We start from the raw sequence: 14,528 nt of genomic DNA on the forward strand, positions 1-14,528 counted from the left end.
AGTGTGTTAAGCATGAAGGAGCGACAGCTGCATCAATCTGTGTGGGAAGGGGTAGTCAGCATGGGTTCGACGACACTGGAAGGATTACAAAATACAGTGCTGTCTCCAGACTATGTGACGCTATGTATTTGTAGGCAAGGGGTTGGGATTTTCAATATTAATTTTAAGCGCTATGCCTTACGCAAAAATGAGATTTTTGTTTTGTATGACGACACTTTTGTTATGTTACAGAAGCGTTCTCGGAATTTTATTGTAGATTACATCCATATTGATAAGACGTTTGCCACAGATATTGCATTTGTTTTACCTAATTCATTGTTTGCCTATTTTAATTTTCAACCACGTTTATCAATGTCATCGGCACAATCCACACTATTTTCACATTGGTATCAGCTATTTTTATATTACCACCAAGAACGCGCAGAGTATGGGAAATTACAATTACGCCAACATTTACAAAATCTATTTTTAGAAATTGCCAATCAGGTCAATCATGCTCAATCCCATTTTTCAGATGAACGTAGCCGTAAATCACAATTGTGTTGGCAATTTTGGGCATTAATAACCCAGCATTGTAAACAGCAAAGAGAGGTTAAGTTCTATGCGAATCAACTTTCGATTACACCGTTTTATTTATCGCAAATTGTGAAAGACTTTTTCAACGATCCGCCCAAGGCACTGATTGATAGACAAGTGATTTTAGAAATTAAAGCTCTGTTAGAGAGAGGAACGTTCTCCATTCAGGGTATTGCTGATGAGTTAAATTTTGAAGACACCTCGTATTTATGCCGCTATTTTAAGCGGCATACTGGTGCAACATTAAGTGAGTTTAGAAAAAGAGTGAATAAGCATTAACTCGGGTCGATTTTTGTCGAATGTTTTTTAATAAAATCAATAAAGCAGCGTAGCCTTGGAGAAACAGCTTGGTTGCGATAATAGACAGCATTAATCGGCTGTTTCATTGTTATCGTTTTTTGTTCGAGCACTTTCACTAGTCCGCCATTGGCAAAGGCATCTAAGCTTACAAAGTCGGAAGAAGAGAGAATGCCTGTTCCTTGCAGCGCTAAATGATGGAGTACTTCACCACTGGCGCAGGCGATATGGGGGGTAATTTTGAGTAAGCTGCCATCGGCGTTTTCGAGTGGCCAATAATTTAATGACTCTGGCGTTGTGAAACCGAGCAAACAATGCTTATGGAGATCTTCTATCGTTTCCGGTATTCCATATTTTTCTAAGTACGCGGGGCTAGCAACTAGCCTTTTTTGGGAATAACCCAATAGGGTTGCACTGAGTGAAGAATCCTTTAACGTGCCAATTCTAAACGCGACATCTGTTTTTTTCTCTAATAGGTTTGTCACACCTTCATAGTTATTTATTTCTAACTCAACTTGGGGATATCGCTCATAAAATAGAGGGATCAGCGGAGCGATTACATGGGTTAAAAATGGAGTTGAAGCATCAATGCGTAGCTTACCTGATGGAATCGATTGGCGAGCGGATAGCAAATCTTCGGCTTCTTGAGCTAGTCGGACTATTTCTCGCGCTTTTTGCAAAAATGCAGCACCTTCATCACTGAGTTTGATGGCGCGAGTGGTTCGGTAAAGTAGCGTGGTTTTGACTTTCTCTTCTAAACGCAATAATGCACGACTCACGGTGGATATCGTCATGCATTGCTGGTCGGCTGCCGCTGTAATAGAGCCGTAATCGACTACGCTGATAAATGTTTGGAGCTCTTCTAATGTGATTTTCATTATTGCATTTCCCGCAAAAGTTATTCTCACCATAATGGGTTTTTCAACCGCTTTCAATATGGAAGAATTGCCGCCGGTCAATTGAGATTGGTTTATAAGGCATAAAAATGAGAATAAACACAGCATTGCTCGCGTTATCCGTTGGAGCATTCGCCATTGGTATTACCGAGTTTTCTCCGATGGGAATGCTTCCCTATATCGCTGAAAATCTTAATGAAAGCATTCCTTCTGTCGGTGCGATTGTGGTGATTTATGCGCTGGGAGTGATGATTGGAGCGCCGATCATGACGCTATTATTAGTGAGTAAGCGCCCAAAAGTTGCGTTGGTTTTTTTAATGGCTATTTTCACGGTGGGGAATTTATTATCGGGTTTAGCGCCTAACTTGGTGACACTGTCACTTTCAAGGTTAATTACTAGCCTAAATCATGGGGCATTTTTTGGTTTAGGTGCCATTGTTGCGGCCAGTGTGGTTCCTGCTGGTAAACAAGCAAGTGCGATTGCGGCAATGTTTATGGGGCTGACCATCGCGGGTATTGGTGGTGTTCCATTGGTTACTAAAATAACGCAATTAATCGGCTGGCGTGAGGCATTCTATTTAATTTCGGGTATTGGATTACTCACGATCGCCAGTTTAATTTTTGCGATTCCTGCGCGTTTACAAGGTAGCCAGGTTAACGTTAAAAATGAATTGCGTATTTTAAAGCGCCCATTAGTGATGTTAGGTATGTTATCGACGGTACTCGGAGCAAGTGCAATGTTTACCTTGTATACGTTTATAACACCAATGTTGATGAGTTTTATTCAGGCTTCAGATCAGACAATTACAATGATGTTAATGGTCATTGGCGTTGGTTTTAGTATCGGTAATTATCTTGGTGGTTATTTTGCGGATAAAAACTTATATCCAACTTTATTAACCTTGTTTGTATTATCTGCAATAAGCATGGTGATGTTCCCAATAATTGCGACAAATATCGCTGGTGCTACCGTTGGTTTATTATTCTGGAGTATTGTTAGCTTTGCACTCGTCCCACCCATTCAAATTTTAGTGATGAATGCGGCTGTTGGCGCGCAAGCGCTAGCATCCTCCGTGAATATTGGTGCATTTAATTTGGGAAATGCCATTGGAGCGGCTGTTGGTGCAGCGATTTTATCCCATGGCTACAGCTACACGACGATGAGTTTTATGGGCGCATTATTGGCGATAGTCGGGTTTATAGTGATTTTGCTGATTGTACGCCGGAAAAATAGCGAAACACAAACGCAGGACGTAATGTGTAGCGCGAATTAAAAAGCAAGGTTTGGAGTGTTCGACATATAATAACCAGAGATACTGATCACGGTGAAATCAGTAAAGGGTTAAATATATGTCGACGAAAAATCAATGGGCCACAGATGAGCAGCGCTGGAATGCACTGAAACTACGCGATAAAGCTGCAGATGGTTATTTTGTGTATGGTGTGAAAACATCGAAACTTTATAACCATCCATCCGCAGCGGGACGACTACCGAAGAGAGATAACGTGCTGTTTTTTGATAATGAGCAGCAAGCGATAGCGCATGGATTTCATTCTGGAAAACGTCGTCGTCATGAAATGTCACAGCAAGCTCAGTTTTATCAAGAAAAAATTGAACTTGCTTGTCGGTATATTGAGCAAAATACCCAGAAATATACATTAGCTGAGTTAGCTGATTATATCGGAATAAGTCCGTTTCATTTTCATCGATTATTTAAATTACAAACTGGGTTAACGCCTAAAGCCTATCGCGATGCTTATCTTCATCAAAAAGTACAAGCACAATTACAGGAAAATGAGCGGATCACTGACGCTATTTATGATGCGGGTTTCCATTCGAATAGCCGTTTCTATGAAACAGCTAATTCGCGATTGGGGATGACGCCGACAGCGTGGAAATCTGGTGGTGAAGGGAGCCAAATCTATTTTGCTCTGGCCGTTTGTTCGCTAGGAAATGTACTTATTGCACAAAGTCCGATAGGCATTTGTGCGATTTTATTCGGAGATGACCCTGAGCAATTGCTAAATCACTTACAAGATAAATTTCCCCATGCTCAGTTGATTGGTGGAAATAAAGCATTCGATCAAGTAGTTTCTAAAGTTATTGGGTTTATTGAAGCCCCAGAAATAGGTTTTGATCTTCCTTTGGATATTCGAGGAACTGCATTTCAGCAACGAGTGTGGCAAATATTAAGAAACATTCCTGTTGGAAAAACGGTGAGCTATCGTGAAATTGCAGAAAAGATGGGAGCACCTAAATCGTTTAGAGCAGTGGCGAATGCATGTGGTGCGAACATGCTAGCGGTGGCGATTCCATGCCACCGAGTGGTGAGAACGGATGGTGAATTATCGGGATATCGCTGGGGGATCGACCGAAAGCGGGCATTATTACTAAAAGAATCTGCAAAAAAATAATAAGGTTTATTTTGAAAAAGAATAAAGCTGCGCCAATATCGCTATTGTCGCAGCAATTCTTAATATGAAAGCCATATATATTCTCTAATTAGATAGTTAGTTTCAAAATTAAAATTATTTAATGTTATTTATTATAGTGTGCGGTTTCTGTTTTATATCCTTCGAAAATTAATTTAATTAAGGTCGATTTAATTTTTTTAAATAAACGTTTAGATTTTTTGGTTTTTGTATTTTTCATGTTTTTTCCTTATAAATAATGATATTAACCACCGAAATATAAATGTGATTGGTTGTGTTAATATAAATTTTGGGTATGATTTGCCCTTTATGTTTTTTTCATATTCCATAAATAAAATCCTATTGCCGTATTTTGTTTATTTAGCTTCGCATGAGAAATTAACTTAAAAAAGTGACAGATTGGCTTTTTTGTAAAATACAGATCATCTCAGCGAAATTTGTATTACATTACAGATACGGGGATTCGATTTTAAGGAAATGAGTGAGATGCTCTACAAACAAATAGCCCAAATGCTACAGAGCAAAATCCATCGAGGGGAGTTTCTGGGGGGTGAGAAAATGCCGTCGGTACGTGATATTAGCCGTTGCCATGATGTGAGCATTACCACGGCTCAACTAGCTTATCGTGAATTGGAACGGTGTCAGCTCATTTATGCAGTACCAAAATCGGGTTATTTCGTGATCCCTGAAAAGGTCACAGCACAATTGCCAAAAGTGGCTAATTATATTCAAAAGCCTGTTCATATTGATAAGTGGAACCCGACGATGGACTTTTTGCGTGTTGAAGAGCGTGCAGGGGTTACATCGTTATCGTGTGCGGTACCTAATATTGCAGATAAAACCTTAGAGCCATTATGGCAAGAAATGAATATGGTGGCGCGGCGCCGTAATCTGTTAACACTTGAGTATGATAGCTTGCAAGGGTTAGCTGCGCTCAGAGAGCAAATCTATTATGTATCTGATTATCGTCAGTCATTTACCCCTGATGATATTGTGACGACCACCAGCGCCCATCAGTCGATTTCTATTGCAATTCAAGCATGTACCCAAGCCAATGATGTAGTTGCTGTTGAATCGCCGACGTTTCCTGGATTATTGCAGACGCTTTATGGGCTGGGTCGTAAAATCATCGAAATTCCTGTTGATCCGCAAACAGGAATTAACTTGGATAGGTTGGAAGAAGCTTTTCAATGTTGGCAAGTTAAAGCGGTGGTGGTGACGCCGACATGCAATAACCCGATGGGCAGTATTATGCCGGAAAAGAATAAGCAAAGGTTGCTTGAGATGACTAATCGATATCAAGGTACGGTTATCGAGAATGATTGTTTAGCGCCTCTTGCATATGCTTATCCGCGTCCGTCAACGATCCAATCTCTGGATACCGAAGGTCATGTGATTCTGTGCAGTTCATTTTCTAAAACCGTTGCACCGGGAACACGGACGGGGTGGATAATCCCCGGTAAATACAAAGAGAAAGTTATGCATTTAAAATACTTATCACATTGTTCTGGCGAAGTTTTTATGCAGCAAGTGATGAGTAATTTCTTAAAAGAAGGACACTATTTTTTGCATTTACGCCGAATGCGTCAGCAATATCGTGAATTACAGTGTCAATATCGGGAATTAGTTGAAACGCATTTCCCTGCTAATACTCGAATTTCAAGGCCTCAAGGTGGATTTTCATTATGGGTCGAGCATCCGGCAGCAGATACTGTGAAATTGATGGAGATTTTACATCGCAATAAAGTGACGGTATTGACGGGAGCCCACTTTGCTACAGGCGATTGCTACCCAAACCACCTACGTATTAATTATGCTTTAGAGTTGATCCCAAGACGGCGTAACGCGATAAAAATTCTCGGAGAAACCTTAAAAATGAGTCTGTTGAAATAGGGCGATGAAATAGAAAAAGAAACCCGCTAATGATGGCCATTAGCGGGCAATATACATAAGGATTATTATCTATACAGCAGACTACATTTACCACAATTACTATTTATAATGCGAGGGTTTGTTTATTTTTAATTCGCATGCCATTAAGCATACTTAACCATGCCAGCACTGTCACTACCATTAAGATAATAAAGATAAAATACGGAGGAAGTTCAGTCAGAACGAAACCCGTCATCATAGGGTTAAATGCCCCACCAAGTAACCCCAGCGCCTGAGCAGAAAAGTAACTGGATTTCATACCTTCTGGGGCAATGCTATCAATTAGCATATATTCCCCCGGTGCGTAAATAAGTTCGCCCAATGTGAAGATAAATGAGCCTAACGCCCATAAATAGAGATTATCTCCAGATCCCATAAATACCGCTAATCCCCCTAAAAAGAATACGCTACCAATGGTCATTAAGCGTCTTAAGTTATCCGGCGTAATGCGTTTACCTACCGTGTATTGCAAAGTGACAACGACGACGGCGTTGACAGGTAAAATCACACCAATTACCGCTTGTGCAAAATCACTGTTAGCAACGGTGATGACATATTGGGAGATCCACGTGGTAAAAGAGCCGAAAACGAGTGAGCCGAGAAAAGTGGAGAGAATAAACCAAGCCAATGCACGGTCGTGGAGCATTGCTTTAGGGTTCCACACTCGCGGTTGACCATCAACATGGCTAGCAGGTTTGGTGCTTTGAACAAATCGCTGAATAAAAAAGATAGGGGCGGCTGCGGAGACTGCCGCTAGCCAAAATGGCAAATTAATGCTGTACATTAATAACCATGTGCCCATTGGGGGTCCGACCGTCCAACCGATATTGATAAAGGTGTAGTTGAGCGAAAATACTTTAGTCTTTAAGGATAATGACAAAGTATCTGCGAAATAGCCTTTTAAAACAGTCGAAAAAACAGAATAAGAGCAGTTAATCAGTGAGAAAAATATAATCACCAATAGCGCATTGTTCATCAGCGGAATTGCAATAAATCCACAAATAAACGCTATCACAGCAATAAGCATGCAGCGTTTTTTATCGACTTTATCCGCCAGCATGCCAAATCCCATACTGAATAGCACGCCGACCGTTAAGGCAATAGTCATAGCAACACCGACGATATCGATCGCCATATGGTATTGGCGTGTCAGATAAATCGCCATAAATGGTAATGTGGCGCCGCGCCCGATGGTTAATAGCAGCGAAGACGCGAGCAGGGCAGTATTCGAGATATTGGATTTAGAAAACATGGCTCACGACCTAGGAGTACATTGTTGTTATAAAAACGATAGCTATAAAAACGATTGTTACAAAAATGTTTTATGTAGTTTTGTTATATAAAATACATAAAATTACGGCACCAAGAAACGGGTTATTAGGGCGGGAAATCAAAACAATATTTTGATCATGCTATTGTGCCATTGCCAACCAATTATCTGGCTAAAGATAGCGGCGACGCAGATAGTAGAGTTATCTGCTATCAGCTTAACTGCATAAAAAATCAATTAATTATTGATTCATCATCCTATTTAATCGGCATATAAACTAAGAGCCGGTTGCCTTTCTCAATATCAAAAGTCATCGTTTTTGGTGCGCGGCGTTATTGTTGAAATGGTTGGTCGCGGAAGTGAACTTCAAACCCTGTTCGAGTCATTAAAAAAGAGCGCAAGGGAATGCGCTCTTTTGATAATACACGGGCGTTATAATGAGGCAAGATAAATTCGGCGGCTCACTTCAGGGGTAATATCACGGTGTTCCCCGAGTGTCACCATGCTATGCGCCACGAGGCTCTCAACTAAAGGCTCCACAATATCTTGGTTGAGCTGGTAATCTTTAAAGCGTGTTTTCACTTGCATTGCTTCGAAAAAGTCTCTTGTTAATTCAATGGCTTTGAGTGCTTTCTCTTTTTCGCTACCTTCACGAATATCCCAGACGCGTTCTGCATACTGCGCCATTTTCGCTTGTTTCTGAGGCAGTTTTTCTTCCATTAAGGAAGGCAGGATAATGGCTAAGGTTTGAGCATGATCTAAACCGTAGAGAACGGTGATTTCATGACCTAACATGTGGGTTGCCCAGTCTTGAGGTACGCCAACACCAATTAAACCATTTAACGCTAACGTTGCGGTCCACATTAAATTGGCGCGCACATCGTAATTGGTCGGATTTGCTAAGGCTTTCGGACCAATATCGATCAAAGTTCTCAGTAGACCTTCAGCAAATGCGTCTTGAACATTAGCATTTACAGGGTAGGTGAGGTACTGCTCGATAACGTGTACGAACGCATCCACAACCCCATTACTGATTTGGCGAGGTGGCAATGAGTAGGTTTTAACCGGGTCTAAAATAGAAAATTGAGGGAAAACTTTGTCACTCATAAAGGCTAATTTGGCGTGTAATTCTTCACGCGTGATCACAGAGCCTTTATTCATTTCAGAGCCAGTAGCAGGGAGGGTTAACACTGTGCCAAAAGGTAATGCGTGCTCAATAGTGGCACCGCCGCTGGTCACCACTTCCCATTTATCTCCTGCGTAATTGACTGCCGCCGCGATAAATTTAGTACCATCAATGACGGAGCCGCCGCCAACAGCCAGTAAAAAATCATAACCTTCGCGTTCAATTTGCGCGACAGCTTTGATTAAGGTTTCATAGCGAGGGTTGGCTTCAATCCCACCAAAATAGCCAATTTGGCGATTTTTCAATGCACTCGTAACTTCATCGAGGGTGCCATTCTTGCGAGCACTTTCACCACCAAATAGCACAAGGACTTTTGCATTCGCGGGAACCAATCGGTCCAATTCACTTATTTTACCTTCACCAAAAACAATGCGCGTTGGGTTGTAAAACTCAAAATTATTCATATACAAACCTTTGGTTGGGAATGGTAGGGGATGTCATTTGGCATCGGTTAGGGTTAAAAATGTTGAGATTACTCTAGTATACACTCGAAACTATTCAAAGGATGATCAAAATGTTTGGTTGGAACTTTGTTTATTTATCGCTGAATTTTCAATTCACTATCCGTTTTTGGGCAAGTAATTTCCTAGCGATAGCACTTAATGCTTATGATTAATTTGACTTCGATATCACTACGATCAATATTTAATTCATTCAAATGAATTAAATATAATGCAAATGAGGAAATTATGATGAATTCAATGATACCTGTTCCATTTACCCTTAAAGAGCGTGATAGACGATGGGATTTGGCTCGTAAAATCATGAAGGAGCATGGTCTGGAAGTTTTGATGGTGTATGGCGATAGAGAGTCCGCCGCACCGGCACCATTTTGTATCGATCATTATTTTACCAATGACAGACTGGGCTCGGTGGTGCTGTTCCATCAAGATAAAGCACCAATAGTGGTGACATTTGCGCCGATGATGGTGGCTGACCATATGCAGGCATCTTTACGCAATGATATGCAATGGATTTCACCTGAGCAGATTATGGTGGGAAAAACAGGGCGCAATATCGGCAATATTTTGATTCAGTTAGGGGTATCGCCGAATGCTCAGATAGGCGTCATTGGGCTTGAACCATATCCGCCGTTCTATTTTGATGGTGCGATGCCGTTTAATACGTTGTCAGGTATTAAAGAGCAATTACCGAATGTAAATTTTGTGCCTGTTTATAAAGCCTTTTTCCAATTAGCCTCGGTCAAAAGTGATGAGGAAATCGCGCACATCAAACATGCAGCCATGATTGGTGAAGCCATGAGTGAGGCGATGCGTAAAACAGCTATTCCCGGAAATACCGAAGCGGATATTGCTGCGGCAGTGACTTCAACGTGTTTATCGATGGGTGGGTTTACCGCAGAAATTTTGATGGGGTCAGGTCCTGAATATATTGGTTGGGGACAACCAGCATGGCAGTACCGTTCGCAAAAACCGAGGGAAATACAATATGGAGATATTGTATTAACTGAAATTTTTGCACTGTATGGGATGTATGAAACTCAGCATCAAGCTGCGGTAGCGGTGGGGAAAATACATCCGAATATTGAGCGAGCTGCGCAAGTTTCGCGAGAATGTTATGAGATAGGTGTAGAGAATCTCAAAGAAGGCATTACCTTTGGGGAGTTGGTGGACAAAATGGAACAACCATTATTAACGGCAAAAGGTTGGCATGTTCATCCGCTTATTCATAGCATTAATCCTTATGGTCCAATTGGCTTTGGTACGGCTCCCGGAATCGAAATATTACCGTTAGCTCAAAAATATGGACATATAAGCCGACTGCCTAATCCTGGGCGTGAATTAGTCTTAAAAGCAGGAATGACATTTGCGTTTGAACCCAATTGTGCCTTTGATTATCATTTATGTAATTTAGGCGGTACCGTTATTGTGGGAAAAGATAAGGGGATAGAATTAAATAATAATTCGACGCATTTAATGCGTGCCGACGTATAATGTTACTTATTTAATGTAATTAGGGTTTCAGCTGCATATGACAGAAATAAACAAAAACACACTCTCTTCGGAGCTGACGAAAGAAAAATTAATCAATGAAGGCATCAAACAGTTTGCTCTTTATGGTATTAATGGCGTGAGAACTCGTCAACTGGCTGAAAGTGCTGGAGTTAACCAATCTGCCATCCCTTATCATATGGGAGGAAAGATGGGGGTCTATGCAGCTGTTATCCATAAAATTGCGGCAGATCTTGCCCAAATGAGCAATGTAAGCGTATTTGATGTGCAGTTTGAGCAATTAAAATCACGGGCAAGCCATGAGGTAGTAGAGGTTGAATCATTACTACGGTTATTAATAAAAGGGCTGGGATTAGCGTTGTTGTCGCCGGGGCATGAGTATTATTCCATATTAATCCTAAGAGAGCAGTTAGAACCTACAGAAAATGCAGATATTATCTTTAAAGAGTTTATCGAGCCTTTTCATTCTCGCTTAACTTCACTTGTCCAATTTATTACGGATGAAGATCAAGCGACGGCGATTATTTCAGCACATGCTTTAATTGGGCAAGTTTTGGGATTTGTGATTGCGAAAAAATCACTATTAAAACGCTTGAATCAAAAAAATCTTGATAAAGATTTATTGGACAAAATCCTAGAGCAAGTGAGTGTCTTTGCGTGTAATGCCATCATATCTCGTTAATTTTTAATTTATGTCATGTTAATTTTAAGCCGTTGCATTAAGATGATAGAAAGTTATTAAGCTTAATCATCAAAGGTAAACGAATAGATTATGCGGCGGTTCATTCAGTTAGATCTTCCTCCAGAACCTGTTATTAATGAAAAGTGTGTCCATAAGCGCTTGAAAAATAGTGTTTGTGACAACTGTGCGAGCAGCTGTCCTGTGGGTGCGATTTCTTTTGGTTTTATGGATGCAAAAATTGATAATGAACTGTGTTATCAATGCGGTAACTGTCTGTTTACTTGTCCAGTCGATGCCATTGAAAACATTCAACCTCATGAACGAACCTACCAAAATGGCTTTTTGGTTATCAGCCATGATGAGCCACTTGCTAGCCCTGAAGAACTGATTGTTTGGCATCGTCAATATGCCATTCGAGGTATGCAAATTCCTGAACCGTTGGTGGACAAATGGTTGCCAGCTTTAGCCGCATTAAATTTAAAACTGGAAGCATTACAAGAGCCTATTTGGAGTTTGACCATCACCAAACCTGCGGAAGTGGATAGTGGGCGGCGTAGAATGCTTTTTCGTCAAAAATTAGATAGTCAGCCATTAGATAGTGGCAAGGTTAAAACGGGATTAAATGCCAGAAAACAGTTTTATCCTGAAGATAGCTGGTTCCATATTGCATTAGATACGGCGAGTTGCATTTTATGTGGCGCATGCGCGAAAGTGTGTGATGAGCAGGCGATAGAGCTTGAAGATCATCAATTTAGTTTGGACGATAAGCGTTGTACCGGTTGTATGAGTTGCCAAGTGGTTTGTTTCCCAAAATCAATTCAAGTTCATCCCCATGTTGCGAAAAATAGCGAATCACAGCATTTCCATTATTTCGATGGGACATGCCAAAAATGCCAATTACCTTTTTCGGCATGGACTGCGGAAGAAACTCTGTGCCCAATTTGCGCACAACATAAACAGCAAGGCTGGCTATAAATAAACGCCTCGTTTCAGGCGCTTATTTACAAACTTAACTTTATTAATTAACTTCGCTCTCTCGCATATTCTCAATAATCATTTCAGCAATTTGAGGGTTTAATGCGGCTGGCGTATCGTGCCCCATACCTTCAATCACTTCTAATTTTGCCGTTTCAATATTATCAAAAATATCCTGACCTGAAGTGACGGGGAATAATGGGTCAACAGAGCCGTGTATCACCAGCGTTGGGGCGGTGATGGCACTGAGGAGTGGCCTTAAATCACCCGTTACTGCAACGGCGGCTAACTGACGTTTAGTGCCTTCAGGAGAGTAGTTACGCTGGAATGCTTGTGCAATATAGTCACGGCAATTTTCTTCATCGAACGGCACGCACGTTGAACTAATGCGGCGGTAAAATGCGAGTTGCCCAGCAATGTAGCCTTCAAAATCCTGTTTAGGATCTACGCCAGGAGACATTAGCATTTTCATGACATCCGGCTCGCTTTGCGGCAATTGCGGATTGCCCGTTGATGACATAATTGGACAAAGTGAAAGAGTGCGGTTCGGAACTTTTGATGCTACTACTTGCGCTATCATTCCCCCCATTGAACGTCCTACAATATGGGCTTTTTCGATGGATAAGCCATCTAACAAGGCGATAATATCATTGGCCATTTCAAATAAGGTGTAGGGAACATCGACATGCTCGCCGTTTTGTAATCGCTCAGCCATTTCTCCGATATTCAGTGGCGGGTAATTATCTAAATGTGGCGATAAGCCCGCATCACGGTTATCGGGACGGATAATATAAAAGCCTGCATCTGCAATTTGTTGGCAAAATTCTGATGTCCAACTAATGTTATGTCCACCTAACCCTGCAATAAGTACGACAGCAGGGTGTTCTGGCTGACCAAAGGTATCGTAATACAGTGTTAATGGTGCTGTTTTTGTCATTTTATTTCCCTATTTTTGGTGATAGCTATTTATGCAATAACTCAGCAAGAAAGGCTAGCGCTAAAAAAAACAATCGTTACCAATTTAAACGCCATTTACTTTAGTTATTAATAATAAATCGACTTTGTTAGAGAATTTAGCGAGCTTTTTTCTGGTAATAATTGATCCCTAACAGCGCAAGCGCAGCCACAAATGACAATACCGCGACATGTAAATTGCCAACTAATCCATACAGTGAGACGAAAATACCACCAAGCGCAGAGCCTAAGGCGATTCCGCTATTAAAAAAGGCAATATACAGGGAGCTTGTGGCTTCAATATTATGGGCGCTGTAACGCATCATCCAGGTCATTAAAGTGACTGATACGCCACCATAAGCAATTCCCCAAAGTACCATAATGGATAATGCCATCCATACACTCAGCGGAAAGAATATATACGCTCCTAAACTTAAGATAAGACCGCTGGCTATCATCACGACCGCAAAATTTAGGTGTTTGTTGGCGGTGAGCCCAAATAGGAAGTTACCTACGATACCTGCCAACCCGTAAATCAGTAATAAGCCTCCTAAAAGGTCGACTGAAATCAAATCATTATTGGATAGCAGCGCACGAATATAGGTAAACGCCATAAAATGCCCGGATACAATAAGCAGCGTTATCAGCAGCCCATTCATAATGATGGGACGCTTGATTTCAGTGATAAACGTTTTGAAGGTGGGAGATACCATCGCGGGAAGTGCGGGTAATTGCATGAGTAAAGAGAGGAAAAGTAACAATGAAATAAAGGACATTGAGGCAAATGCTGCACGCCAGCCTAACCATTCGCCCATTAAAACGCCGAAAGGTACGCCCAATACAGACGCTGCTGCCACGCCACCAAAAACTAGCGAAGTTGCTAGCGCGACAGCGGGGGCAGCCACTAAGCGAGGCACTAACCCGCCTGCTAATGCCCAAATAATGCCAATACAAACGCCAACAAAAAGACGACTGATCAAGAGTAGCCAATAATACGGTGTTAAAGCCGCCACTAAGTTACAAAGGGTCAGTAAAAGTGCCCCAATCAATAACAGTGTTTTGCGGTCAACAGAACGCGTAAATAACACAATCAGCGGTGAGCTGATGGCGGCAGTGATAGCAGGAAGTGTCATTAAGAAACCGGTGGTTGCTAAGGAAACAGAAAAATCCTCCACAATTGGTGTTAGTAGCCCAATGGGGATCATCTCGGTTGTCACCACACTGAAGGTCGCCAGCATGAGTGTCAGGATGGCTCCCCATCGCTGTTGAAAAGTTGCATTGGCTTCAATCGTTATTGTGTTCGTCATATAAAGTTCCAAATAATTGCGGTCAGTAAATAGTTTCAAGCGTGAAT

General features: G+C 41.4%; 12 protein-coding genes. 7 read left to right on the top strand and 5 right to left on the bottom strand.

All coding sequences use genetic code 11. From position 1 onward, the window contains the following. The first annotated feature begins 12 nt into the window (after nt 1–12). The gene (locus tag HFU86_RS09290; protein WP_187129095.1) at nt 13–855 is read left to right on the top strand and encodes an AraC family transcriptional regulator; all 843 of its coding nucleotides are present in this window, start codon (nt 13–15) and stop codon (nt 853–855) included. On the opposite strand, the gene HFU86_RS09295 is transcribed toward HFU86_RS09290, so the two are convergent. Continuing rightward, a complete protein-coding gene (locus HFU86_RS09295) occupies nt 852–1,751 on the bottom strand; it encodes a LysR family transcriptional regulator (RefSeq protein WP_187129096.1) in 900 nt (299 codons plus the stop codon). The two genes, HFU86_RS09290 and HFU86_RS09295, sit on opposite strands and share 4 nt — an antisense overlap. Nucleotides 1,752–1,858: 107 nt before the next feature. On the opposite strand from HFU86_RS09295, the gene HFU86_RS09300 reads away from it, so the two are divergent. The 3 genes from HFU86_RS09300 to HFU86_RS09310 all read left to right on the top strand — a co-directional run bounded on the left by HFU86_RS09300 (nt 1,859) and on the right by HFU86_RS09310 (nt 6,095). Beyond that, nucleotides 1,859–3,043: an MFS transporter gene (locus HFU86_RS09300; RefSeq protein WP_187129097.1), complete on the top strand. Its 1,185-nt coding sequence runs from the start codon at nt 1,859–1,861 to the stop codon at nt 3,041–3,043. 76 nt (nt 3,044–3,119) lie between these two features. Further along, nucleotides 3,120–4,184 carry a bifunctional DNA-binding transcriptional regulator/O6-methylguanine-DNA methyltransferase Ada gene (ada, locus tag HFU86_RS09305; RefSeq protein WP_187129098.1) on the top strand — a complete coding sequence of 355 codons (1,065 nt, stop codon included), beginning with the start codon at nt 3,120–3,122 and terminating at the stop codon, nt 4,182–4,184. Nucleotides 4,185–4,688: 504 nt separating this feature from the next. Beyond that, nucleotides 4,689–6,095, top strand: a complete 1,407-nt coding sequence (locus HFU86_RS09310; protein ID WP_243698982.1) for an aminotransferase-like domain-containing protein — start codon at nt 4,689–4,691, stop codon at nt 6,093–6,095. 103 nt (nt 6,096–6,198) lie between these two features. On the opposite strand, the gene ydeE is transcribed toward HFU86_RS09310, so the two are convergent. Then, complete coding sequence (ydeE, locus tag HFU86_RS09315; RefSeq protein ID WP_132495940.1) at nt 6,199–7,386, bottom strand: efflux MFS transporter YdeE; 1,188 nt, start codon at nt 7,384–7,386, stop codon at nt 6,199–6,201. A gap of 450 nt (nt 7,387–7,836) precedes the next feature. After that, a complete protein-coding gene (locus tag HFU86_RS09320) occupies nt 7,837–8,994 on the bottom strand; it encodes an iron-containing alcohol dehydrogenase (protein ID WP_132495941.1) in 1,158 nt (385 codons plus the stop codon). Between the two features lie 285 nt (nt 8,995–9,279). Here HFU86_RS09320 and HFU86_RS09325 point away from each other — a divergent pair, with 285 nt between their 5' ends. The 3 genes from HFU86_RS09325 to HFU86_RS09335 all read left to right on the top strand — a co-directional run bounded on the left by HFU86_RS09325 (nt 9,280) and on the right by HFU86_RS09335 (nt 12,220). Further along, on the top strand, nt 9,280–10,545 hold the full coding sequence (locus HFU86_RS09325; protein ID WP_132495942.1) for a M24 family metallopeptidase: 1,266 nt from the start codon (nt 9,280–9,282) through the stop codon (nt 10,543–10,545). A 37-nt stretch (nt 10,546–10,582) separates the two neighbouring features. Next, nucleotides 10,583–11,245 (top strand): CerR family C-terminal domain-containing protein, encoded by a 663-nt coding sequence (locus HFU86_RS09330; protein ID WP_132495943.1) that lies wholly within the window; start codon nt 10,583–10,585, stop codon nt 11,243–11,245. Nucleotides 11,246–11,335: 90 nt separating this feature from the next. Further along, nucleotides 11,336–12,220, top strand: coding sequence for a 4Fe-4S binding protein (locus tag HFU86_RS09335; protein WP_187129099.1), 885 nt, complete (start codon nt 11,336–11,338; stop codon nt 12,218–12,220). Between the two features lie 43 nt (nt 12,221–12,263). Here HFU86_RS09335 and HFU86_RS09340 read toward each other — a convergent pair whose 3' ends face one another. Beyond that, complete coding sequence (locus HFU86_RS09340) at nt 12,264–13,157, bottom strand: alpha/beta fold hydrolase (RefSeq protein ID WP_132495945.1); 894 nt, start codon at nt 13,155–13,157, stop codon at nt 12,264–12,266. Nucleotides 13,158–13,293: 136 nt separating this feature from the next. Then, a complete protein-coding gene (locus HFU86_RS09345; RefSeq protein ID WP_132495946.1) occupies nt 13,294–14,481 on the bottom strand; it encodes an MFS transporter in 1,188 nt (395 codons plus the stop codon). Nucleotides 14,482–14,528: the final 47 nt, after the last annotated feature.

It is taken from the genome of Providencia sp. JUb39 (assembly GCF_012272845.1).
Lineage (GTDB): Bacteria > Pseudomonadota > Gammaproteobacteria > Enterobacterales > Enterobacteriaceae > Providencia > Providencia lanzhouensis.